Genomic DNA, 21,160 nt, shown 5'->3' on the forward strand with positions numbered 1-21,160 from the left:
CAATGGCGCAGGTTCATAAAGTGACCTTAAAAGATGGTAAGCGTGTTGCATTAAAAATACAACGTCCAGGAATTAAAGAAACTATTGAAGAAGATATTAAAGTAATGTATAGTATTGCTGAGGTACTTCAAAAACGTATTCCTTCTATTAAAACCTTTGATCCTATTGGATTGGTTCAAAACTTTGAAGATGCCATTCTAAAAGAACTCGATTTTATTAATGAGTCTATAAATGCGCAGCGTTTTTATAACAATATTAATAATGATAAAAGTTCAGATAATTATGCGAGAGCACCAAAAGTCTATCGCGAATTTACAACGACAAAAATATTGGCTCTGGAATTTATGTCAGGGACAAAAATTGACAAATTTGAAGAGTTAATAGAAAAGAACATAGATGTTAAGGTTATATCAAGACGATTAACCAAAAGTTATTTCAAACAAATTTTTAAGTATGGCTTCTTTCATGCAGATCCGCATCCTGGTAATTTGTTAGTTCTTCCTAATAGTCATATTTGTTACTTAGACTTTGGAATGATGGGAAGCATATTACCTAGAGATATTGAGGTATTTGGTAAATTATTTATTGCGATTACCAGAAGAGATGTTAATAGTATAATTAAAGCCTTACAGCAATTGTCTAACTATACCAATATTGACGATATACGCGCTTTAGAATTTGACATAAACGAATTTGTAGAGAAGTATTACGTAAGATCTGTACATAAAAATGAGATGAGTACCATCTTAATAGAGCTAAAAGATATTATAATACAGCATGGTTTAAAAGTGCCAACTCATTTTTTCTTATTGGCAAGATCGATGGTTACCCTTGAAGGTGTCGTACATAAATTAGACCCGGAATTAGATCAGTATACATTAGCCAAACCATTTTTGTTAAGAGCAGTCGCCAAGACTTTTAGTCCAATTAGATTTGGTGAAAAAGCCATTAATTCTATTTACGAGTTAGGAAATTATATGGAAGACTTCCCAAGAGATTTAAAAAATGCCATACGAAAGATAAACAGAGGAGAGGTAAAGGTAGATTTAACGCATAAAGGTATAGATCCTGTAGTGCATACTATACATAGAATAACAAAACAAATTATTACGGCATTTATAATGGCGGCATTAATTATTGGCGCGTCTATGTTTATAATATCAGATATAGAACCTTTATGGGGAAATATTTCAGTAATAGGGATTGTATTTATTGCTATCGCTGCTGTACTTGCATTTGGAATGATAAGAGATATAAGAAAAGGAGACCATGATGAATGGTGGTATATGAATGAATAGTATATCTACGGTTTTTATAAGAAAAGCGCAGTGAATTTTAATTCACTGCGCTTTTAATTTACGCAATTCTAAAATCTACGAAGGCTGTATAAAGGCCTTTTTAAAGTGTGTAAATGCTTCAGAAATTTCATCTTGAAAATGTTCCCATTTGGTCTCTTCTTTTTTACCATATTTGGCTTTTATGTTTTCAATAAATGTATTGAATTCCGTTTTTCCCTTTTCAAAAGAAGTTTTTGCACTTTCCTTACCAGTTTCAAATTTTTGTTCCAGAACCTCTAGTTTTAATTTGAATTTTTCAATTTCCAGTAAAATAAAGGCATAAATGTCGTTCAAGCGTTTGTTAGTTTTAATTTTCACTTCAATTTCATGAAGTTTATTCAATAAGCCTTTCTTTTGCTCCTTAAATGCATCAAGACCTTCGGCTTTACCTAATTCTAATTGTACGCGTAATTCATCAAATTTAGTATCTATATCCTCAACCTTTTCCTTTCCAGAATCAATTTTAGATTTTGCCTCATGAAGCACCAGATTAAACTTTTTCTTAATCTCTTCATACTTGTCTTTAGCTTCAGCTTTTCCTAATGCAGCTTGTACCTGAAGCTCTTCTATTTCAATCGCTGCTTTTCTCAATGTTTCGACAATATTGTCGATGAATCGAGTTTCTTCCATTGTTTTCATGACATTAAGTTTATTGGTTTATTTACAAATTTGATGACTATTTACTTCATTATCAATGAGGAATATCAGCTAAGAGATATTTTTGTGTTAAATATTAGAAGACATAAAAAAGCCCTTGATTGTCATCAAAGGCTTTTCAATTTTATAATTTATTGACTCACTTTTACTATCCATAACAGTGAGCTTATTGCTTGTCTATATTGTGGACTACATCATGCCAGGCATTCCACCTCCACCCATTGGTGGCATAGCAGGTTCATCCTCTTTAATATCAACTAAAGCGCACTCTGTCGTTAAGATCATACCTGCAACAGATGCCGCATTTTCTAAGGCGATTCGTGTTACTTTCTTAGGGTCTATAATACCAGCTTTTAGCATATCTACGTATTGCTCTGACTTAGCATCATAACCAAAGTCTTTTTTGCCTTCTAAAACTTTATTGATAACTACAGAGCCTTCTCCACCTGCATTTTCAACAATAGTTCTTAATGGAGATTCAATTGCTTTGTTTACAATCTGCACTCCAGTAGTTTCGTCTAGATTTTCAGTTTCTAACTTTTCTAAAGTATTTTTTGCTCTAACCAAAGCAACACCACCACCTGCAACGATGCCTTCTTCCACAGCAGCTCTAGTTGCATGTAGAGCATCATCGACGCGGTCTTTCTTTTCTTTCATTTCTACTTCAGAAGCAGCACCAACATAAAGTACAGCAACACCACCAGCTAACTTAGCTAATCGTTCTTGTAGTTTTTCTTTGTCGTAATCTGATGTCGTGGTTTCTATTTGTGCTTTTATTTGGTTAACCCGAGCTTTAATATCTGCAGCTTCACCTTCACCATTGACTATAGTTGTATTATCCTTATCTATAGTTACTGTTTCAGCAGTACCTAGCATTGAAAGATCTGCATTTTCTAAAGAGAAACCTCTTTCTTCAGAAATTACAACTCCACCAGTAAGTATAGCGATATCTTCTAACATAGCTTTACGTCTATCACCAAATCCAGGAGCCTTAACAGCGGCAATTTTTAAGCCACCACGTAATTTATTAACTACTAAAGTAGCTAATGCTTGTCCTTCTACATCTTCTGCAATGATTAATAATGGACGACCAGATTGTGCAACTGGTTCTAAGATTGGAAGAATTTCCTGTAAGTTAGAGATTTTCTTATCGAATAATAAAATGTATGGATTTTCTAAATCAGCAATCATCTTGTCAGAATCTGTTACAAAGTAAGGTGATAAATAACCTCTGTCAAATTGCATACCTTCAACAACATCAACGTAAGTTTCTAAGCCTTTTGCTTCTTCGACTGTAATAACACCTTCTTTGCCAACCTTACCGAAAGCTTGTGCAATCAATTCTCCAATAGTGTCATCATTATTTGCAGATATCGCTGCAACTTGCTTAATTTTATCGCTATTGTTACCTACTTTTTTAGATTGTTTGTCTAAGTCATTTACCAGAGCTTCAACTGCTTTGTCAATACCACGTTTTAAATCCATAGGATTTGCACCAGCAGCAACATTTTTAAGTCCTTCTTTAACTATAGCTTGTGCTAAAACGGTAGCAGTAGTTGTACCATCACCAGCTAAATCATTAGTTTTAGATGCCACTTCTTTCACCATTTGAGCTCCCATGTTTTCAAGCTCGTCTTCTAATTCTATTTCTTTTGCAACAGACACACCATCTTTTGTCACTTGTGGTGCACCGAATGATTTACCTATAATTACGTTTCGACCCTTTGGACCTAATGTTACTTTTACTGCGTTTGCCAAAGCATCGACTCCGCGCTTTATACCGTCGCGTGCTTCAATATCAAATTTTATATCTTTTGCCATTTTGTTTTAAATTTTCTATTAGCTATTGGCCATTGGCTATTAGCTAAAATGTTAGTTTTATTTTGTTTTTGAATCAGCTAAAGGCTATTAAGCCAATAGCGAAAAGCGTTTTAGATAATCGCTAGAATATCGCTTTCGCGCATCATTAAATAGTCTTTACCTTCTAGTTTAAGTTCAGTTCCGCCATACTTTCCATAAAGTACCGTGTCACTAATTTTAACAGTTAAAGGCTCGTCTTTTTTACCATTCCCAACGGCAACAACAGTTCCCTTTTGCGGTTTTTCTTTCGCATTATCTGGAATAATAATACCAGAAGCCGTAGTTGTTTCAGCTTCCATCGGTTCTACTAGAACACGATCTGCTAAAGGTTTAATGTTTAAACTCATTACTATATAATTTTTTAATTAATTAATGTTATTTGACGCTAAAGCGTTATTCGAAAATTATGCCAAGACTTATATACTGACAAACTTGCAGATATGTCTATTCAATATTAAGGAATAAAAAAAGCCAACTAAAAAGTTGGCTTTAGACTATATTTTTGAGTAAACGATTATTTACTGTCTGTTCCGTCAGTTGTACCAGTATCATCAGTTGTTGCTGGTGGTGTAACAGGTAATTCTATGGCCTCATCAGCATCTAATGCTTTAGATTCTACAGTACTACCAGCATCTATAGTAAGATTAGAAGCTAATATTAACAGAATTAAAGCTGTTGCTAAAAACCATGTACTCTTGTCTAAAAAGTCTCCGGTTTTCTTTACTCCACCTAACTGTTGTGTGCCACCACCTCCAAAAGATGATGATAAACCTCCTCCTTTAGGGTTCTGAACCATAATTACTACTACTAATAAAAATGCAACGATTACGATTAGTATTAAAAATATTGTAAATGCACTCATTTTATATTGTGTTATTGTCTTTTAATTCTTTTACCAATTTTATTTGGTCTGCAAAGAAACTACTTTTTTCTGGATATTTCAAACTTAAAATTTTGTAAGATTGAATCGCTTTGTCATAGTTCCTTTGTTCTAAATAAATCCGAGCCAAAGTTTCTGTCATTAAACTCTCTGAAATACTTTCGTCATTATTAACTAACTGTGGTTTAGATACCTCTCCTTTGATAGGAGAAATTTTTGGGTTTTCACTAATAAATTTATCTATAACATTTAGTTTTTGGTGGAGTGGTGGTTCTACAGATTTGTCTTTTTCATTAGCTTGCTCCTCGTCTCTTACAATAGGTTTAAAACTTGTAATTTTTAACCATTCTGTGAAAGAATGACTTTCAGACTTATCAAAGTCCAAAGGCTTACCAATCTGCAATTGCTTTTCTGGTGTAATATTTTCTACATCAACTGCTATGATTGCATCTTCTATTTCACTTTCTTTAACCTCAACTTTTGGTTGTGTTTTGACTTTAAACAAATTAGGGTCTAGTACTCCTTCAGTAGCTTTAATATGTTCTTTTAAGGCATCATCAATTGTGACACTTTTTTGAATAGAAATATCATCTTCAGCATTCACCTCCATGGATTTTATATACTCAGAACTCTGTTTAATGTGGTCAGAAATTTCATTCTGATTAAATACTTCTGAAGTAATATAATCGAACAATACACTTCTGTCTGTAGTATGTGCAGCTGTAACCTTTAAGGCATTATTATACTTATAACTTTCTTTTTGTTTTAAGCCCTTTAAATGCAATGCATGTAACGATTGAAAATATGGATAGGCTTTAATTTGAGTTGAGAGTGCGTCAATTTGCTCAGCTGTAACAGCTTCTGGATGTTGTAGTAAATATGTGAGTTCTTGAAGCTGCATAAATTACCAATTGGCTAAAGACGCATTAAAAATATCTTGAGTTAAACGTTCGAAAATGACTTCAAATGCTTCGTCTTTTGTACTACCAGTTAGTTGTGCGTTGGCTGGATAATCATAAAAGAATGAAAAGCGAGACTCAAAATCTTTTTCTTCATCTAAGGTATTAAAATATCTCACATTAACACTTATGGTTAGTCTGTTTTGTGCCGCGGTATTTTGGGCAGTAGCTGTCATAGGGGCAATTCTGTATTCTGTTATTTCTCCTCCAAATACCAAATCACCATTAGTGTTTACCAAATTTAAATTGGTCTGATTTTGCATTAAATCTTGTAGCGCATTGGTAAAATCTATGTCTAGACCCGGCTCAATGAGATCTGCATTGTTTTGAAAGAAATTTACTTGAAACGTTTTAGCGTTTCCTGTATCTGCTCCTGTAAAAGAGTATATGCCACAACTCACCACAGTGATATTCAAAACTATTATTACTAAAAATTTTAATTTACTCATTTAATAGGTATTTGGGCGCTTCATAGTAATAAATGCATAGATGTAACCTTCGTTATCTGCAACATCAAAATCTACATTTATTAAACGATAGCCTTGATAATGTTTTTCGTTTACTAAGTCTTCGGCTTCTTTTCTAATAGCTTCAGAGCTGTTTCTTGAAAACGAATTGCGTATCATAAATATTTCTACAGCTTTCATAAAATATACTTAAATCTTAAAGATCGTATTGTTTAATTTTTCGATAAAGCGTCCGCTCACTGATACCTAATTCTGCTGCGGCTAATTTACGCTTACCATTATGACGTTCTAAAGACTTTTTAATAAGTTCTAACTCTTTGTCTTGTAATGATAAGGTTTCTTCTTCTTCAATTTCTTCTGCAAAATGGTATTTGTCTCCAACAGTATTAGAGTCAGATTCAATGACTTCAGAATGTTCTGGTATGGATAAGACCTCTAAATCTTCTACAGCGCTATCAATGTCTTCAGACTTATCGTCATCACCATATATTTTTTGAATAAGATGCTCATGCTCTTTTTGAACTTCTGAAGAACTGCCTTTTTTCATAAGCTCCATTGTGAGTTTTTTAAGATCATTAAGATCGCTTTTCATATCAAAAAGGACTTTATACAAAATCTCACGTTCACTACTAAAATCACTTTCAGCTTTAGATGTACTAATTACGGCTGGTAAATTGCTTCCTGCGTTTGGTAAATAATTTTGAAGTGTTACTGCATTTATAGTTCTGTCCTGCTCCAAAACAGACAATTGCTCTGCTACATTTCTTAGCTGTCGTATGTTCCCGTTCCAGCGGTATTTAAGCAAAATGCTAATAGCATCATCAGTCAATTTCACCGTTGGCATTTTATACTTTAGGGCAAAATCACTGGCAAATTTTCTGAATAGTAAATGTATATCGTCCTTACGCTCACGTAATGGAGGTAATGGAATTTCTATAGTGCTTAAACGGTAATAAAGGTCTTCTCTAAACTTTTCTTTTTTAATGGCTTCAAACATATTAACGTTTGTTGCGGCTACGATTCTCACGTTGGTTTTCTGAACTTTACTCGAGCCTACTTTTATAAACTCACCATTCTCTAAAACACGCAATAATCGTACTTGTGTGGTTAGTGGCAGTTCGCCAACTTCATCTAAAAAAATAGTGCCACCATCTGCGACTTCAAAATAACCTGAACGGGTTTGCGTAGCACCTGTAAAGGCTCCTTTTTCGTGCCCAAAAAGTTCACTATCAATAGTGCCTTCTGGTATTGCTCCACAGTTTACGGCAATATACTTACCGTGTTTTCTATGTGAAAGCTGGTGTATTATTTTAGGAATACTTTCTTTACCAACACCACTTTCACCAGTTACTAATACAGAAATGTCTGTAGGTGCTACCTGTATGGCTTTTTCTATGGCACGATTGAGCTTAGGATCATTTCCTATAATGCCGAAGCGTTGTTTTATGGCTTGTATGGATTCCATTATCTATCTACTCAATAATTAATTATTTTCTGAGTACCCAATTGCCCCACCAATAAGTGTGGCACTGGTACAATCTGTTACATGAACGTTTACAAAATCACCAACTTTATACTGCTCTTTAGGGAATACAGCAACTGTATTATCAGAGGTTCTTCCAGACCAATGTAAATCAGATTTTTTAGACGATTTTTCAATCAGTATTTCTACAGTTTTTCCTAGATGCTGTTCTGTTCGGTATGCACTATGCTTACGTTGTAACTGTACAATATCGTTAAGACGACTTTTCTTTACCGCTTCTGGAATATCGTCTTCCATTTTACGACCAGCCATTGTTCCTGGTCGCTCAGAATAGGCAAACATATACCCAAAGTTATATTTTACATAGTCCATTAAACTTAAGGTGTCTTGGTGATCTTCTTCGGTCTCTGTTGGGAATCCGGCAATTAAATCTTGGCTAATAGAACATTCTGGAATTATGCGTCTTATATTATCTATAAGTTTAAAATACTCTTCTCGTGTATGTAAGCGGTTCATTTCTTTTAAGATGCGATCGCTACCACTTTGTACAGGAAGATGAATATGTTTACAAATGTTATCGTATTTGGCCATTACTTCTATAACATCTAACGTAAAATCTTGTGGATTAGACGTAGAAAAACGTATGCGCATTTTTGGTTGTGCCATAGCCGATAGTTCCAGTAACTTAGCAAAGTTTACGGCCGTTGCTTTTTGTAAATCTGTAGCCTTATCAAAATCTTTTTTTAAGCCGCCACCATACCAAAGGTAACTATCTACGTTCTGGCCAAGTAAAGTCACTTCTTTGTAACCTTTAGACCATAAATCATTGATTTCTTCAATGATGCTTTGCGGATCTCTACTACGTTCTCTACCACGTGTAAATGGTACAACACAGAAGGTACACATATTGTCGCAACCACGTGTTATAGATACAAATGCCGTAACACCATTGCTATTGAGTCTTACTGGCGAAATATCGCCATATGTTTCTTCTTTAGAAAGGATAACGTTAATCGCATCTCTACCTTCATCCACTTCGGTTAATAGGTTTGGTAGGTCTTTATAGGCATCTGGTCCAACAACGAGATCTACTATTTTTTCTTCTTCAAGAAATTTAGTTTTTAATCGTTCTGCCATACAACCCAAAACACCAACCTTCATTTTTGGATTAATCTTTTTAACCGCATTATATTGTTGTAGTCGCTTTCTAACGGTTTGTTCAGCTTTATCTCTAATGGAGCAGGTGTTTACTAGCACAAGATCAGCATCCTCTAGGTTTTGGGTAGTATTAAATCCTTGTTCAGATAAAATTGAAGCTACAATCTCACTATCACTAAAGTTCATGGCGCAACCATAACTCTCTATATAAAGTTTACGTTGATTACCTTCTTTTTGATCTAATATTAAGGATTCTCCTTGTTTGTTTTCGTCTATTGTTTTTTCCATTGCTAATGCTACAAGATGCAGGTATTTCTCAAATTAAGTAATTTCCAATAAGCATGCAAAGATATGATTATTTTCATGATTATGACAAAGTGTCAGCTATTATATTATTTGATATTCTCATAAAAATAGGTTTCTTTTGATGTACTAACCAAATAAAATAAAAATGAGAGTAAATGATATTCTGCAACGCATTCAAAACGCAAAAGATCTCGATTTTGGAGATTTATTCAACAGGTCCATAGAACTTTTTAAGAAAGTTTGGGTGCAAGGCCTTGTCACTTTATTATTAAATATGGTGCTAGCCATCCCAGTGATGTTACTGATTTATATACCATTAATAGCTATGGGCGTTATGGATGGTTATATGTCTATTTATAATAGTTATGATCCTTATGGTTCTTATTCGCAACCAGATGTGAGTCCTGTAATGTTAATAGTAATGCTAGTACTTTATCTTATTGCAATTGCTGCCATGAGTACCATTGCATTTGGGCTAAAAGCTGCTTTTTACAGAATTTGTAAAATGAAAGATTTAGAACAAATGGGTAAAGAAGATTACTTCTACTTCTTTAAAAAGCCTTATTTGCAAAAAACAATTACCATTGCATTAGCATATATTGGAATTTCGATATTGGCGACCTTATTGTGTGTAATTCCTATAATTTATGTTTTTGTGCCGCTCTCTTATATGATTGTGATCTATGCGTTTAATCCAGAGTTATCTATTTCTGAAATTATTAAGTTAAGTTTTGATTTAGGTAATAAAAAGTGGTTAATCACTTTTGGGATTTTGATTGTAGCTGGTTTCCTAGCTGGTATTGTTGGTATGTTAATGTGTTTTGTAGGTATTTATGTAACAGCTTCGTTTAGTTATTTGCCTCCGTACCTTATTTATAAGGATGTAGTAGGATTTACTGACAACGATGAAAATTTACAAATAGAAGAAAATGCAACTGTCTAACGCAACCATTTATGGTTTTTAGCATCTTATTAAAAACAATGAAATGAAATTGAAACAATTTTTTAAGGTATTGTTTTGCGCTCTTTTAGTATTGAACATGCAATGTGATGAGGATGATGTGATTCCACTATCAGATATATGCGACGAACTAATAGTAACGAGTAATACTGAATACGAAAATTTAGAATCAGATTTTTATAGTTTAGATAGTGCTGAAATAATTGATGATTGTTTAGTTATTGCAGTTTCTGCTAGTGGTTGTGATGGTAATTCGTGGCTGTTTACTCTGGTTGATTCAGGTGATATCGCAGAATCAATGCCTCCTCAACGTAACTTGAAATTTGGACTAACAAATAATGAAGCGTGTTTAGCCGTTTTTAGTAGAGAAATGTCTTTTGATTTGCGTTCTCTGCAGATAGAAGGAGTTGATTCAGTAATTTTAAATATTGAAGATTTTTCAACACCTTTAGAATATAATTACTAGGTACAAATAATTAATAATTCTTAATAAAAGTCTTGCGAAATGCAGGGCTTTTATAGTTTAAAATGTTGTTAAAACAACGATAAAATGTATGCTATTTAAGACCAAATTAGGTTTGTATCTTAATTTTCATATACATTTGTATCCTCAAAAAAAGAAAGAATGCCGAAGAATCTAGTTATTGTTGAGTCACCTGCAAAGGCTAAAACCATAGAAAAATTTTTAGGAAAAGATTATAAAGTTGAGTCCAGTTTTGGACACATAGCAGACTTGCCTTCCAAAGAATTAGGAGTAGATGTTGATGGAGATTTTAAGCCTAAATATCAGGTCTCAAAAGATAAAAAAGATGTAGTTAAGAAACTTAAAGAACTCGCTAAAAAAGCCGAAATGGTCTGGTTGGCAAGTGATGAGGATCGAGAAGGGGAAGCCATAGTATGGCATTTAGCAGAGACATTAGGATTAGATAAAGAAAAGACAAAACGTATTGTATTTCATGAGATTACAAAAAGTGCTATAAATAAGGCAATAGAGAATCCAAGAAATATAGATTATAATTTAGTTGATGCGCAACAAGCAAGACGTGTTTTAGATAGAATTGTTGGTTATGAATTGTCACCAGTATTGTGGAGAAAGGTTAAAGGAGGTTTGTCAGCAGGTCGAGTACAATCAGTCTCAGTACGATTAATTGTAGAGCGTGAGCGTGACATTCAGAATTTTGAACCAGAAGCATCATTTAGAGTAGATGCAGAATTTGCAACTGAGGGCGGTAATTCTTTTAAAGCAAAGTTGCCTAAAAATTTCGGTACTGAAACCAAAGCGCTTAATTTCCTTCATGTAAATCTAAATGCTTCATATCAGGTTTCAGATTTACAGAAAAAGCCAGCAAAAAAGTCGCCAGCTGCACCGTTTACAACATCGACTTTACAACAAGAAGCATCGCGTAAATTAGGATTTTCAGTAAGTAGAACGATGAGTAATGCACAGCGTCTTTACGAAGCAGGTTTAATAACTTATATGAGAACAGATAGTGTTAATTTATCTGATGAAGCTAAAAAAGGAGCTGAGAATGAAATCGTTTCAGCATTTGGTTCAACATATAGTAAGCCTAGAAATTACAAAGGAAAATCAAAAGGTGCACAAGAGGCTCACGAAGCTATTAGACCTACTGATTTTTCAAACCATACTGTACAAGTTGAACGCGATCAGGCCAGACTTTACGATCTCATTTGGAAACGTGCTATTGCGTCTCAAATGAGTGATGCGAAATTAGAGCGAACTAATTTGAAGATTGAAATTAATTCTTCAAAAAATGTTAGTGAGCAGTTTTCAGCGAATGGGGAAATTATAACGTTTGATGGTTTTCTAAAAGTCTATTTAGAAGGAACAGATGATGAAGAAACAGAACAAGATGGTTTACTACCAGATTTAAAGGTTGGTGAATCACTACAGAATAAATATATTACTGCGACTGAACGTTTCACAAGACCACCTGCACGTTTTACAGAAGCAGCTTTAGTAAAACAACTCGAAGAATTAGGTATTGGTAGACCATCTACATATGCACCTACAATTTCTACAATTCAGAATAGAAATTATATTGAGAAAGGTACCCACGAAGGTGATGAAAGACAGTACAAACAATTGGTCTTGGAACAAGGAGAAATATCAGACAAAGATCTAACTGAAAAGGTAGGGTCAAATAAAGGAAAACTTGTACCGACCGATATTGGAATGATCGTAACAGATTTCTTGGTGAATCATTTCGAAAGTATACTAGATTACAACTTTACAGCGAAGGTAGAAGAAAGCTTTGATGATATCGCAGAAGGTAAGGAAGACTGGAGAGCTATGATGAAAGATTTCTACAAAGGCTTTCATCCACAGGTTGAAGATGTTCAAGAAAATGCAGAACGAGAATCTGGAGAGCGAATATTAGGTACAGATCCTAAAACAGGTCGTCAGGTAAGTGTGAGATTAGGTAAGTTTGGACCAATGGTTCAAGTAGGTACTATGGACGATGAAGAGAAACCAAAATTTGCAAGTTTGTCTCCAGACCAGCAGTTAAACTCAATAACTTATGAGGAAGCTATGGATTTATTTAAGCTTCCAAAAGCATTAGGCCATTATAAAGATGATGAGGTTGAGGTAAATAATGGTCGCTTTGGTCCATATGTAAGATATGGTAAAAAGTTTGTGTCTTTACCTAAAGGAGTAGATCCATTAAGTGTAGAATTAGATGAAGCTATAGTATATATAAAGGAGAAAGAAAAAGCAGATGCTCCTATATACATGTATCAAGGCTTAGAAGTTACAAAAGGTAAAGGCCGATTTGGTCCATTTATAAAGTGGAATAACATGTTTATAAATGTAAATAAAAAATACGATTGGGATAATTTATCTGAAGAAGACATTGTAACTTTGATTGAACAAAAAATTCAGAAAGAAAAAGATAAACTTATTCACGTTTGGGAAGAAGAAGGCATTAGAGTAGAAAAGGCGAGATGGGGAAGACATAATGTTATAAAAGGTAAGCAAAAAGTTGAGCTGGCAAAAACTGTAGATGTTTCTGATATGACATTAGAAGAAGCTAAGGCTATCCTAGAGAAAAATGCTCCTAAGAAGAAAACCCGAAAAACAAAAAAGAAAAAAACGACAGCTAAAAAGAAGTAATACACTATGAATTTTAACTTTCTAACGCCTGTTTCAGATGCGGTTTTAGCTCACACAGAACTAATAGCGCAACAAGCGCTAGGAAAAAAATTTAAGATCCATTCACGTCAAAATGGAATTCCAGACTTAGGCGATGTTCAAATTGCAATTATAGGAGTAAAAGAAAATAGAAATGATGTTAACTATATGGGTAGCATCATTAATTTTGATTCCATTAGAAAAACACTTTACACATTATTTCCTGGAAACTGGCATACAACTATGGCAGATTTAGGAGATATTGAGCCTGGTGAATCAGTAGAGGACACCTATTTTGCCATTCGTACAGCAATAACAGTTTTAGTTGAAAAAGATATTGTACCTATTATAATAGGAGGAAGTCAAGATTTAACCTATGCCAATTACAGGGCTTACGATAATGTTATGCCAATGGTAAATATTGTTAATGTAGATACAAATTTTGACTTAGGAGATGCCAATCTTCCAATAAAGAATAATAGTTATGTGGGTAAAGTTATAGTAGAGCAGCCATATAACTTATTTAATTATACAACTATTGGCTATCAAACCTACTTTAATTCACAAGAAGAAATTGACCTTGTAGAGAAGTTGTATTTTGAAGCTTATCGTTTGGGAGAGATATCTGGAAATATAAATTTTGTTGAACCATTATTAAGAGATGCACATATAGTTTCAGTAGATTTAAAATCTGTACAGGCATCTGAGGTTAGTGATAACCAAAAATATTCTCCTAATGGATTCTCGGGAAAAGAGATTTGCGCTATAAGTAGGTATGCTGGTATAAGTAATAAAGTATCATCTTTTGGCATATACGAATATCATGGCTCTAAAAACGATAGTGCAACATCAATGTTGGTGGCACAAATGATATGGTATTTTGTAGAAGGAATTAACTGCCGTGTAAACGATGATGATTTTCAAAATGAAAAGCACTACCAAAAGTATAATGTATTAGTGGAAGATGATGAACTCATTTTTTATAAAAGTTTAAAAACCGGCCGCTGGTGGATTGAAATTCCTTTTTTACCAGATGTCAATAATAAATTAAAAAAGCATACGTTATTACCATGCATGCACTCCGATTATGTGCGTGCAACATCAGGTGAAATACCAGAAAGATGGTATAAAGCCTATAGGAAGAACAGCTTTTAAAATAAGCATTTCATCGAGATTTAACACAATTTTAGTCGATGAAATGCACAATTTTAAGGACGAAATGCAAAAAAAATTGAAAAAAAGTTGTTTTTTCGAAAATATATAAATATGTTTACCACCTTAAAATTAAGGACGACTAATTTAACCTCGAGTTACTATGAATATTAAGAAGTTTATTTTACTAACCACTGTATTAGTTTTGGTTGCCAGTTGTAACTCTGGTGATCGTGGCCAATTAGTAGGTGTAAAAGGTAAAAAATGGCACCCAGAAAAGCCTTACGGTATGACTTTAGTGCCTGGCGGAGCTTTTATTATGGGGAAATCAGATGATGATTTAGCAGGAGTACAGGATGCACCTACAAAAACAGCAACTGTACGCGCATTCTATATGGATGAAACCGAAATTACAAATAGTGAGTATCGTCAGTTTGTATTTTGGGTACGCGATTCTATATTAAGGCTAAAATTAGCTGAGATGGCTGATTTAGAGGGGAAAACGCCTGGAAATGGCGATATTGGAGAATTTGCCTATGTAGATGCCGATCCAGATAATATGAATGCCTACGAAAGTTACATGATTAATACTTATGGAAACGATCAACGAAAAATAAATCGTAATGTAGAATTATATTACGATACTGATGATTATCCAGACGAATTATATGCTGAGGTTATGGATGGTATGTATTTACCGTTAGAAGAGTCATATAATGGTCAACGCACATGGGATGTAAAGCAATTCAAATTCCAGTATACTTATATGGATATTCAAAAAGCGGCAAAAGACAGAGGCTTAAAACGTTCTGAAGTTATAGTTCAGCAAGAAGTAGAAGTTTACCCAGATACTACAGCTTGGATTAGAGATTTTGCTTATTCATACAATGAACCAATGCATAATGACTACTTCTGGCACGACGCATATGGCGATTATCCTGTAGTTGGTGTGTCTTGGAAACAAGCACAGGCTTTTTGTCAATGGCGAACATTGAATCATAACGGTTACCAGAGAAGTAAAGGAAAGCAGCCCGTAAATTCATACAGATTGCCTTCTGAAGCAGAATGGGAATATGCAGCACGTGGTGGACTTCAAGGTGCATCTTATCCATGGGGAGGGCCTTACACTAAAAATGATAGAGGGTGTTTCATGGCTAACTTTAAACCTTTAAGAGGTGATTATGCGGCAGACCAGGCATTATATACGGTAGAAGCAGATGCTTACGATCCTAATGACTTTAACCTATACAATATGGCAGGGAATGTCTCAGAGTGGGTCAATGGTTCTTACGATCCTGCATCTTATGAATATGTATCAACAATCAATCCTAACGTTAATGATCAAGATAATGCTCGTAAAGTAGTACGTGGCGGATCTTGGAAAGATGTTGCTTATTTCTTACAGGTAAGTTCAAGAGATTATGAGTATGCAGATTCTGCGAGAAGTTATATCGGTTTCAGAACAGTTCAAGATTACATGGGAACTGAAGTCACTAAAAACGCAGCAACAAACTAACATTTAAACATAAACAATAACCCAAATTAAATTAACCTACTTAAGTTACATCCATTAACTTAAACTTAAAACTAAACAAATTATGGCACAAAAAGGTAAACTAACGTTAACAAACATGATCTACGGATTAGGAGCAGCAATCGTAATCGTAGGAGCATTATTCAAAATACAGCACTGGCCTTATGGTTCAGAAATCTTAACCTTAGGTATGATTGTTGAAGCATTGGTATTTACTTATTCAGCATTCGAAAAGCAACAATCAGAATTGGATTGGTCTTTAGTGTATCCTGAATTAGCAGGCGGTCAAACAATGGGCAAAAAGAAAAAAGAAGAGCCAAAAGATGCAGAAGGATTGCTATCTAAAAAATTAGACAACTTATTAAAAGAAGCTAAAATCGATGGTGAGTTAATGGCTAGCTTAGGTGATAGTATCAAAAACTTTGAAGGTGCCGCTAAGAATATTAGTCCAACAGTAGATTCAATGTCTGCTCAAAAGAAATACGGCGAAGAATTATCTCTAGCTGCTGCACAAATGGAGTCTTTAAATAGTCTTTATAAAGTTCAGATGGAAAGTGCTAATCGTCAAGCTGCTATTAACGAAGAAGCAGTTGAGAATGCTACTAAGTTAAAAGAACAAATGCAATCATTAGCATCTAACCTTTCATCATTAAACGGTGTTTATGGTGGTATGTTATCTGCAATGAACAAAAACTAATTAGTTTTTATAATCAATTTAATTAATTAACATTTAAAAACTAATTACAATGGCAGGAGGAAAATTATCTGCAAGGCAGAAAATGATTAACTTAATGTACTTGGTATTTATTGCTATGATGGCAATGAATATGTCTAAAGAAGTACTATCCGCTTTCGGATTAATGGAAGCAAAATTTGCAGCGTCGAATACGGTTGCTGATGAAAAAAATGATGCATTATTAACTAATTTGGCAACAAAAGCTGAAGAAAAGCCTGCAGAGTTCGCCGTACCAGCGAATAAGGCGGCTGAAGTAAGTATTGTATCAGATAAATTTTATAAGTATATAGAATCTTTAAAAGCTGACTTAATTAGAGAAGGCGGATATAAAACAGATGAGAAAGGTAAATTGCCTTTTGAAGCTATGGATAAAACTGATATTCTAGATGAAGCATGGTTTACGGGAGATCGCTATACTAAGAAAGGTCAAGAAGTTGTAGGCAAAATTGAAGAGTATAAGAAGGAAATTAAAGAAATCTTAGGTTCTGATGTAAAATATCAAAAGGCAATTGAGCGCTTTGAGAATCGTTTTAGCTTAAATAAGGTTGAGAATAAAGATGGTAAAAAAATCGATTGGTTAAATTATCATTTCCAAGGATTCCCTGCAATTGCATCATATACTAAGCTAACAGCTATGCAAAATGATGTTAAGGTTACGGAAACTAACTTGTTCAACCTTTTTATGGGGAACACCTTAGATGAAGCAGTATCGCTTAAAAAGTACCAGGCAATTGTATTAGCTGATAAATCTGCATTCTTCGCCGGAGAAAAATTCCAAGGTAAGGTTGTATTAGGAAAGTATGCAAATGTGACACCAACTAAATTAACGGTACAAGGAAATGAAATTGATATTGCTAAAGCTGTAGATACTACAGGAGCTGCAACCTTAGATTTCAATGTTGGAAATGTAGGAGAGCACCAAATAGATGGTAAGTTTACGTTCTTAGAAGATGGGAAACCACTAGAAATTGATATAATAGGTAACTACGTGGTTGTACCAAGACCTAATTCTGCTACAATTTCTGCGGATAAGATGAATGTTGTTTATCGTGGTGTTGCTAACCCAATGACTATTTCTTTTGCTGGTGTGCCGGATAATAAAGTAAATGCATCAGGTTCTGGTTTATCTAAAGGTTCAGGAACTGGAAAATATGTAATGAATCCTGGGACAGGTAGAGAAGTTACAATTAATGTAACTGCTACATTAGACGATGGATCAAAAGCAAGTGATCAAAAGACGTTTAGAATAAAAGATATTCCAAAACCTACTGGTACTATTGCTGGTAAAGATGGTTTAGTTAAATTACCTAAGCGTAATGTAGAAGTTGGTACGGTTGCTGCAAAATTAGATGATTTTGTTTTCGATTTACCAATTAACGTAACATCATTTAAAATTAAAGTTCCTGGTCAACCAACGGTTGCAGTGGCAGGTACTAAAATGAATAGCCAGGCTAAGGCAGCTATTGCCAGAGCACGTAGAGGTGATGTTATTGCAATTTTTGATATTAAAGCTAAAATTGCTGGTAACACAAAATATCAGTTAAAAGGAGTATCTCCAGTGACTGTAGAAGTAACAAACTAAACTTTAACTAGTAAGGTAACGTTTCAAATAAAGAAGAACCCAAATTATTAATACAAAATAAGATGAAATTAAAAAGCTTTATATATGTCGGATTAGCGCTATTTGCAACGCATACTGTGTTTGCTCAGGCTAATATCCTCAATGCTAAGATTCCTGAGGAAATTGGTATGAAAACAGAAGCACAATTACTTCTCGATAACGACGAACCGTTAGAATACGGTTATGTTGATGATAGGGATATCTTATTTTCTAAAATGACTTGGGAGAAAGTTGTCTTAGATGAGCGTGCCAATTTCCCATTATATTTTCCGGTTGATACGGTGAATATGAGTAAGGACAGACGTTCTTTGTACCATGTATTAATGGAAAATATTAATAGTGGTATGATTAGTAAAGTGTATGCTGATGGATATTTCACTACTGAAAGAACAATGGAAGATTTAGCTCCATCGTTAAGAAAGCAGGAAATTACAGATGAAGGTATTGAATGGATGAATGCCGAAGGTGTTTCTGATCCTGACATGGTACCAGAAGAATACGTAATTAGGCGTGAAATTGGAGCTGCAGATATTAGCTCATATCTTATTAAAGGCTTATGGTATTTTGATAAGCGTCAAGGAGAGCTAAAGTATCGTATTTTAGGTATAGCACCTGCTGCACCAGATGTTAACTTTATTGATTCAGATGACGAAGCTATGAAAGAACCTATTGGATTATTTTGGGTGTTTTTCCCTGAAATAAGAGATATTCTTCATGAAGCTAAAGCATTCAATAATAAAAATAGTGCTGCACCAATTTCTTTTGACCATTTATTAAACAGTAGACGTTTTAGTGTATTAATCTACTAGGAAGAAAATATTTTTGGTGATAGAGAAGTTAAGGAATATGTAGCTGAGAATGCTTTAATGCAACTTTTAGAATCAGAACGTATCAAAGACAAGATTAGAAACTTTGAACAAGATATGTGGAGTTACTAATATCTTCAAAACAATAAATTTAAAACGCTCACTAATTTAGTGGGCGTTTTTAGTTTATACGTTTTACTTTTGTACTTATGATGCAAGTAGATTATATAATTGTAGGATGTGGCTTAGCAAGTATTGCCTTTTGCGAGCGACTAAGAGCAAATAACAAATCGTTTATCGTCTTTGATGATAGTTCTCAGAAGTCCTCTTTAGTCGCAGCAGGAATGTATAACCCGGTCATTTTAAAGCGCTTTACGGAAGTATGGAAGGCAAAAGAACAATTAGATATTGCTTTACCTGTTTATAAGAAGATTGAAAACGATCTAAATATAAAAATAGATCATAAAATTCAGCTTTTAAGACGATTTACTTCTATTGAAGAACAAAACATGTGGTTTACAGCGTCAGACAAACCCAACCTAGAGCCGTTTCTTTCTACACAGCTTTTAAAAAATTATAATACTAATGTTGATGCACCTTACGGTTTGGGAGAAGTATTACATTCTGGTCGTATAGATACGGAAGAACTGATTAAGTCGTATAAATGCTTTTTAGAAGAAAAGGATTGTCTCTTACACGATACCTTTAAACACAATAATCTAGACATTAATAAAAGCAACGTACAGTACAAGGATTTCACAGCACAACACATTGTATTTGCAGAAGGTTTTGGTGTGAAGAAAAATCCGTTTTTCAATTCTATTCCGCTAAATGGAACAAAAGGAGAAGTCTTAACAATTAAAGCACCAGATTTAAAAATTGATTTTGGAATAAAATCATCAGTGTTTATAATTCCAATCGAGAAAGACACATACTATGTTGGTGCCACATATAATAGGAAAGATAAAACACAACTTCCCACCGATGATGGAAAGAATGAATTATTAACCAAACTGAAAACCTTCATAACTTGCAATTTTGAAGTTATAAATCACGAAGCTGGTGTAAGACCAACAGTTACCGACCGAAGACCTTTAATAGGGAAACATCCGGAGTACAATAATCTTTTTGTAATGAATGGTTTAGGATCTAGAGGTGTAATGATAGCTCCATATGTTGCAAAAAAGCTATTCAATTTTATTGAAAACGGTGATCCTCTAGATAATGAAATAAATATAAACCGTTTTATTTCTTAGCCAATTCCTTATCGTAGCTCATAAATAAATTAATCCAAATATTTCTGGACAACCGCATTATTATGGGCATAAAGCCTATTAAAGTTAAAACAATAGCTATAAAGGCCACTATGAGTGAAGTTTCAATTAGTAAAAAACTAACGACAAACGCAGCAACAGCAAAAGCAATACCAACACCATAACTTACATACATAGATCCATAAAAAAATGAAGGTTCCATTCTATATCTGGTATCGCAATGAGAACACTTATCATGTATTTTTAAAGTTTCAGAAAGTGCATAGGGATTTTTATTTACATACATAGATTCTTGATGGCATTTTGGGCAAGCTCCAAAAAGAATACTATAAAGTTTCATTCCTTTTCTAATCATAGTTAAAAACCTTTACTTTTGCATTTTTTAGAATAGAGCAAATATAAATTTTTATTGCTCTAATTCTGTAACAATTGTAACGTTTATAGCAATTGTAATATTTGTTTTATTTATGCTAAATATTCATAATCTTTCTATATCATTTCAAGGTGAGTATCTCTTTGAAGAAATTACATTTAAGCTCGGTTTGGGAGACCGTATTGGACTTATTGGTAAAAACGGAGCGGGTAAATCTACCATGCTCAGAATTCTCTCCAAAGAGCAAGAGCCAGATACCGGACAGATAGCAGCTGATAAGGACCTGAAAATTGGGTTTTTAAAACAAGATATTGATTTCGACTTTGGTAAAACAGTTCTGCAAGAAGCTTACCAAGCCTTCAAGGAAATTAAAGCTTGTGAAGCTAAACTCGAAGACATAAATATACAATTAGCTGAACGGACCGATTATGAAAGTGATACGTAC

The 21,160-nt window shown here is 34.0% G+C and carries 20 protein-coding genes and 1 pseudogene; 11 read left to right on the forward strand and 10 right to left on the reverse strand.

The annotated features are described in order from the left end of the window. The coding region (locus ACTG3Y_RS10270) for an ABC1 kinase family protein (RefSeq protein WP_439152835.1) at nucleotides 1–1,298 on the forward strand (1,298 nt) is incomplete at its 5' end. A 75-nt stretch (nucleotides 1,299–1,373) separates the two neighbouring features. Here ACTG3Y_RS10270 and ACTG3Y_RS10275 read toward each other — a convergent pair. The 9 genes from ACTG3Y_RS10275 to miaB form a co-directional block, all read right to left on the reverse strand. Then, on the reverse strand, nucleotides 1,374–1,976 hold the full coding sequence (locus ACTG3Y_RS10275; protein ID WP_439152836.1) for a hypothetical protein: 603 nt from the start codon (nucleotides 1,974–1,976) through the stop codon (nucleotides 1,374–1,376). Nucleotides 1,977–2,183: 207 nt separating this feature from the next. After that, nucleotides 2,184–3,815, reverse strand: coding sequence for a chaperonin GroEL (groL, locus tag ACTG3Y_RS10280; RefSeq protein ID WP_439152837.1), 1,632 nt, complete (start codon nucleotides 3,813–3,815; stop codon nucleotides 2,184–2,186). A 110-nt stretch (nucleotides 3,816–3,925) separates the two neighbouring features. Then, a complete protein-coding gene (locus tag ACTG3Y_RS10285) occupies nucleotides 3,926–4,201 on the reverse strand; it encodes a co-chaperone GroES (protein ID WP_439152838.1) in 276 nt (91 codons plus the stop codon). Nucleotides 4,202–4,368: 167 nt separating this feature from the next. Then, a complete protein-coding gene (secG, locus tag ACTG3Y_RS10290; protein WP_439152839.1) occupies nucleotides 4,369–4,716 on the reverse strand; it encodes a preprotein translocase subunit SecG in 348 nt (115 codons plus the stop codon). Nucleotide 4,717: 1 nt separating this feature from the next. Then, a complete protein-coding gene (locus ACTG3Y_RS10295) occupies nucleotides 4,718–5,635 on the reverse strand; it encodes a hypothetical protein (protein ID WP_439152840.1) in 918 nt (305 codons plus the stop codon). 3 nt (nucleotides 5,636–5,638) lie between these two features. Then, the gene (locus ACTG3Y_RS10300; protein WP_439152841.1) at nucleotides 5,639–6,142 is read right to left on the reverse strand and encodes an LptE family protein; all 504 of its coding nucleotides are present in this window, start codon (nucleotides 6,140–6,142) and stop codon (nucleotides 5,639–5,641) included. Next, a complete protein-coding gene (locus ACTG3Y_RS10305) occupies nucleotides 6,143–6,340 on the reverse strand; it encodes a hypothetical protein (protein ID WP_439152842.1) in 198 nt (65 codons plus the stop codon). 16 nt (nucleotides 6,341–6,356) lie between these two features. Continuing rightward, a complete protein-coding gene (locus tag ACTG3Y_RS10310) occupies nucleotides 6,357–7,625 on the reverse strand; it encodes a sigma-54 interaction domain-containing protein (protein ID WP_439152843.1) in 1,269 nt (422 codons plus the stop codon). A gap of 18 nt (nucleotides 7,626–7,643) precedes the next feature. Then, nucleotides 7,644–9,089 carry a tRNA (N6-isopentenyl adenosine(37)-C2)-methylthiotransferase MiaB gene (gene miaB / locus ACTG3Y_RS10315; RefSeq protein WP_439152844.1) on the reverse strand — a complete coding sequence of 482 codons (1,446 nt, stop codon included), beginning with the start codon at nucleotides 9,087–9,089 and terminating at the stop codon, nucleotides 7,644–7,646. 163 nt (nucleotides 9,090–9,252) lie between these two features. Between miaB and ACTG3Y_RS10320 the strand changes: the two genes are divergently transcribed. From ACTG3Y_RS10320 to ACTG3Y_RS10360, 9 genes and pseudogenes are all read left to right on the forward strand, one after another. Then, on the forward strand, nucleotides 9,253–10,050 hold the full coding sequence (locus tag ACTG3Y_RS10320) for a hypothetical protein (protein WP_439152845.1): 798 nt from the start codon (nucleotides 9,253–9,255) through the stop codon (nucleotides 10,048–10,050). 43 nt (nucleotides 10,051–10,093) lie between these two features. Continuing rightward, nucleotides 10,094–10,534 (forward strand): hypothetical protein, encoded by a 441-nt coding sequence (locus ACTG3Y_RS10325; RefSeq protein ID WP_439152846.1) that lies wholly within the window; start codon nucleotides 10,094–10,096, stop codon nucleotides 10,532–10,534. 159 nt (nucleotides 10,535–10,693) lie between these two features. Then, nucleotides 10,694–13,201 carry a type I DNA topoisomerase gene (gene topA, locus ACTG3Y_RS10330; RefSeq protein ID WP_439152847.1) on the forward strand — a complete coding sequence of 836 codons (2,508 nt, stop codon included), beginning with the start codon at nucleotides 10,694–10,696 and terminating at the stop codon, nucleotides 13,199–13,201. Between the two features lie 6 nt (nucleotides 13,202–13,207). Further along, nucleotides 13,208–14,374: a formimidoylglutamase gene (locus tag ACTG3Y_RS10335; RefSeq protein WP_439152848.1), complete on the forward strand. Its 1,167-nt coding sequence runs from the start codon at nucleotides 13,208–13,210 to the stop codon at nucleotides 14,372–14,374. A gap of 160 nt (nucleotides 14,375–14,534) precedes the next feature. After that, nucleotides 14,535–15,887: a gliding motility lipoprotein GldK gene (gene gldK, locus ACTG3Y_RS10340; RefSeq protein ID WP_439152849.1), complete on the forward strand. Its 1,353-nt coding sequence runs from the start codon at nucleotides 14,535–14,537 to the stop codon at nucleotides 15,885–15,887. Between the two features lie 82 nt (nucleotides 15,888–15,969). Next, complete coding sequence (gldL, locus tag ACTG3Y_RS10345; RefSeq protein WP_439152850.1) at nucleotides 15,970–16,602, forward strand: gliding motility protein GldL; 633 nt, start codon at nucleotides 15,970–15,972, stop codon at nucleotides 16,600–16,602. Between the two features lie 49 nt (nucleotides 16,603–16,651). Beyond that, complete coding sequence (gene gldM / locus ACTG3Y_RS10350; protein ID WP_439152851.1) at nucleotides 16,652–18,223, forward strand: gliding motility protein GldM; 1,572 nt, start codon at nucleotides 16,652–16,654, stop codon at nucleotides 18,221–18,223. Nucleotides 18,224–18,285: 62 nt separating this feature from the next. After that, a pseudogene (gldN, locus tag ACTG3Y_RS10355) lies at nucleotides 18,286–19,200 on the forward strand (gliding motility protein GldN). 77 nt (nucleotides 19,201–19,277) lie between these two features. Further along, nucleotides 19,278–20,324: an NAD(P)/FAD-dependent oxidoreductase gene (locus ACTG3Y_RS10360; protein WP_439152852.1), complete on the forward strand. Its 1,047-nt coding sequence runs from the start codon at nucleotides 19,278–19,280 to the stop codon at nucleotides 20,322–20,324. On the opposite strand, the gene ACTG3Y_RS10365 is transcribed toward ACTG3Y_RS10360, so the two are convergent. After that, entirely contained in the window at nucleotides 20,314–20,697 is a 384-nt protein-coding gene (locus ACTG3Y_RS10365; protein ID WP_439152853.1) for a DUF983 domain-containing protein, read from the reverse strand. The genes ACTG3Y_RS10360 and ACTG3Y_RS10365 overlap by 11 nt on opposite strands. Before the next feature lie 112 nt (nucleotides 20,698–20,809). On the opposite strand from ACTG3Y_RS10365, the gene ACTG3Y_RS10370 reads away from it, so the two are divergent. Continuing rightward, on the forward strand, nucleotides 20,810–21,160 hold a 351-nt coding region (locus tag ACTG3Y_RS10370), incomplete at its 3' end, for an ATP-binding cassette domain-containing protein (protein WP_439152854.1).

This window comes from Winogradskyella sp., assembly GCF_965656915.1.
Lineage (GTDB): Bacteria > Bacteroidota > Bacteroidia > Flavobacteriales > Flavobacteriaceae > Winogradskyella.

What these genes read in the sequence shown, in the direction of transcription:
- ACTG3Y_RS10275 (WP_439152836.1), bottom strand. Translation starts at nt 1,976, where the DNA reads ATGAAAACAATGGAAGAAACTCGATTCATCGACAATATTGTCGAAACA.
- groL (WP_439152837.1), bottom strand. Translation starts at nt 3,815, where the DNA reads ATGGCAAAAGATATAAAATTTGATATTGAAGCACGCGACGGTATAAAG.
- ACTG3Y_RS10285 (WP_439152838.1), bottom strand. Translation starts at nt 4,201, where the DNA reads ATGAGTTTAAACATTAAACCTTTAGCAGATCGTGTTCTAGTAGAACCG.
- secG (WP_439152839.1), bottom strand. Translation starts at nt 4,716, where the DNA reads ATGAGTGCATTTACAATATTTTTAATACTAATCGTAATCGTTGCATTT.
- ACTG3Y_RS10295 (WP_439152840.1), bottom strand. Translation starts at nt 5,635, where the DNA reads ATGCAGCTTCAAGAACTCACATATTTACTACAACATCCAGAAGCTGTT.
- ACTG3Y_RS10300 (WP_439152841.1), bottom strand. Translation starts at nt 6,142, where the DNA reads ATGAGTAAATTAAAATTTTTAGTAATAATAGTTTTGAATATCACTGTG.
- ACTG3Y_RS10305 (WP_439152842.1), bottom strand. Translation starts at nt 6,340, where the DNA reads ATGAAAGCTGTAGAAATATTTATGATACGCAATTCGTTTTCAAGAAAC.
- ACTG3Y_RS10310 (WP_439152843.1), bottom strand. Translation starts at nt 7,625, where the DNA reads ATGGAATCCATACAAGCCATAAAACAACGCTTCGGCATTATAGGAAAT.
- miaB (WP_439152844.1), bottom strand. Translation starts at nt 9,089, where the DNA reads ATGGAAAAAACAATAGACGAAAACAAACAAGGAGAATCCTTAATATTA.
- ACTG3Y_RS10320 (WP_439152845.1), top strand. Translation starts at nt 9,253, where the DNA reads ATGAGAGTAAATGATATTCTGCAACGCATTCAAAACGCAAAAGATCTC.
- ACTG3Y_RS10325 (WP_439152846.1), top strand. Translation starts at nt 10,094, where the DNA reads ATGAAATTGAAACAATTTTTTAAGGTATTGTTTTGCGCTCTTTTAGTA.
- topA (WP_439152847.1), top strand. Translation starts at nt 10,694, where the DNA reads ATGCCGAAGAATCTAGTTATTGTTGAGTCACCTGCAAAGGCTAAAACC.
- ACTG3Y_RS10335 (WP_439152848.1), top strand. Translation starts at nt 13,208, where the DNA reads ATGAATTTTAACTTTCTAACGCCTGTTTCAGATGCGGTTTTAGCTCAC.
- gldK (WP_439152849.1), top strand. Translation starts at nt 14,535, where the DNA reads ATGAATATTAAGAAGTTTATTTTACTAACCACTGTATTAGTTTTGGTT.
- gldL (WP_439152850.1), top strand. Translation starts at nt 15,970, where the DNA reads ATGGCACAAAAAGGTAAACTAACGTTAACAAACATGATCTACGGATTA.
- gldM (WP_439152851.1), top strand. Translation starts at nt 16,652, where the DNA reads ATGGCAGGAGGAAAATTATCTGCAAGGCAGAAAATGATTAACTTAATG.
- ACTG3Y_RS10360 (WP_439152852.1), top strand. Translation starts at nt 19,278, where the DNA reads ATGATGCAAGTAGATTATATAATTGTAGGATGTGGCTTAGCAAGTATT.
- ACTG3Y_RS10365 (WP_439152853.1), bottom strand. Translation starts at nt 20,697, where the DNA reads ATGATTAGAAAAGGAATGAAACTTTATAGTATTCTTTTTGGAGCTTGC.